At 66.8% G+C, this 1588-nt stretch carries 1 protein-coding gene and 1 pseudogene; both read right to left on the bottom strand.

The features are described from left to right. Window positions 1–96 precede the first annotated feature (96 nt). A complete protein-coding gene (locus WBB85_RS16240; protein ID WP_432639638.1) occupies window positions 97–471 on the bottom strand; it encodes a hypothetical protein in 375 nt (124 codons plus the stop codon). Between the two features lie 372 nt (window positions 472–843). Further along, window positions 844–1542, bottom strand: a pseudogene (locus tag WBB85_RS16235) (phage protease). Between the last annotated feature and the right edge of the window lie 46 nt (window positions 1543–1588).

The following is a 1588-nucleotide window of genomic DNA, read 5'->3' as shown; positions in this document are numbered from 1 at the left end:
GTTTCATACGGTTTGATACCCGGTTTCTTAGGGTTTGAACACGGAAGGGACCGGTAGTCCACGGGCTATCCGGGATGGTCCGTGGTTATCCCGATATCACGATCCAAACCGCCCGAGTGCTCTGTTTTCGCGCTTCCACCATGCATGGATCGCGGAACGACGGACCCTGCGTTCGGGCGGGAAGTGGGCGGCGACGTCTTCCGCGACCTGGGCGAAGGTCATCCGTTCGATGCGGGCGCGAATGAAGGTCTGCAATTCGGGGTCGCTGTCGATCCGGCGGGCGACGCCCGGACGGTGGGCACGGCGGTGTTCGCAGGGCGGGGCATCGGTGGCGGGAAGCGACTGAAGCCCCTGTTGAACGGCCTGTTCAAGGGCGGTTTCAAGGCGGCTTATGGCCCGTGCCTGGGCGCTTGTGGCGGCCTTCAGTTCGGCCAGCGCGGCGGCGATCAGTCCGGGCGTGTCAGTCGTCATGCGGGCCTCCATTGTGCCTGCGGAGGGGCGGTGCGCGGTCCGGCCGGGACAAGGCAATATTCGGCCGTGCGCGTCCGGTCACTCCCCTCCGCAGGCGGCTTGCCGGGAACAACCCCGAACCCGGCAAGGTTCCGGTGATCAGCGCAGGTCGGCAGGCGAGAGGCCGAGCTGGTCGCAGACCGCGCGTTCCTCTGCGTTGGCAGCCGCATGCTCCCGACGCTCCGGCAGGGTCCAGTCGCGCGTCTCGGAGAGGTGGGCATAGGCGGGCGTGGCCGATGCGATGAACGCATCGAAGCTCGCCGGGTTACGGGCGCGAGACGGGCAACGGCCCAGTCGCGCATGGCAGGCGAGATGTAGCCCTTCGACATCGCGTCATCGACGCGCTGAGCCGCGTCCTTCTGGCCCATCGTCGCGATGCGCTCGCCCGCGCTCCTTCAGGAGGGCGGCGACGGCCGCGACAGGCACGTATTTCTCCGGGTCGGGCTGGCGCGCCGCATTGATCGCGGTCACGATCTCATCGACACTGGCGGAAGCGCCGAGGCCAAGGGCGGCGGCGATGGGGGCGAAGCCGGCTGTGGCAGCGGACATGGGCAGGTCCTCACTTGAAAGCGCCTTGAGCGCGAGGTTGGGGCGGTGGACGAGGCTCGCGCCGATCAGGCGCGTCACGGTCCCGTCCGTCTTTTGGTGCAGGATCACCGGGCTTAAAGCGTTTCGGGTTTTCGTTGAGATATCACGTATCGTAATTCGAACGAAAAGGTTCGAATTACGATACAATGCAAATCCGAAACGCTATGGGTAGCGGTACTCGCGGGCGGCAACCATGTTCTTCGCCGTCGCGGTCCATTCGACACGGCCCCAGATACCGTCCGCGCGCAGTTCCAGCGCTTTGATCCAGCCAGCGGCGGGCACGGGGCCGTTCTTCTGCCGGTCGGGATCGTCCGCCTGGTGTTCGTAGTCGATGGGCAGATCGACGCCACCCGCCTGGCTCGCTGCGATGACGGCCGCGCCGTCGCCAAGCCGGAAGCTCCGCCCGTCGCGGCCCCAGATGAGACCGGCGGGCAGCAGGTGCACCCATTCGGGCGCGCCGTCCGCCGCCAGTTCGGTTTCCGCGCAGAGT

The sequence above is a fragment of the Albidovulum sp. genome (assembly GCF_049646345.1).
Taxonomy (GTDB): domain Bacteria; phylum Pseudomonadota; class Alphaproteobacteria; order Rhodobacterales; family Rhodobacteraceae; genus Albidovulum.
Note: the sequence above shows the minus strand (reverse complement) of the source record. Positions and strands in the feature narration are given on the sequence as shown.

Coding starts and splice junctions, on each gene's coding strand:
- WBB85_RS16240 (WP_432639638.1), bottom strand. CDS start 471: ATGACGACTGACACGCCCGGACTGATCGCCGCCGCGCTGGCCGAACTG.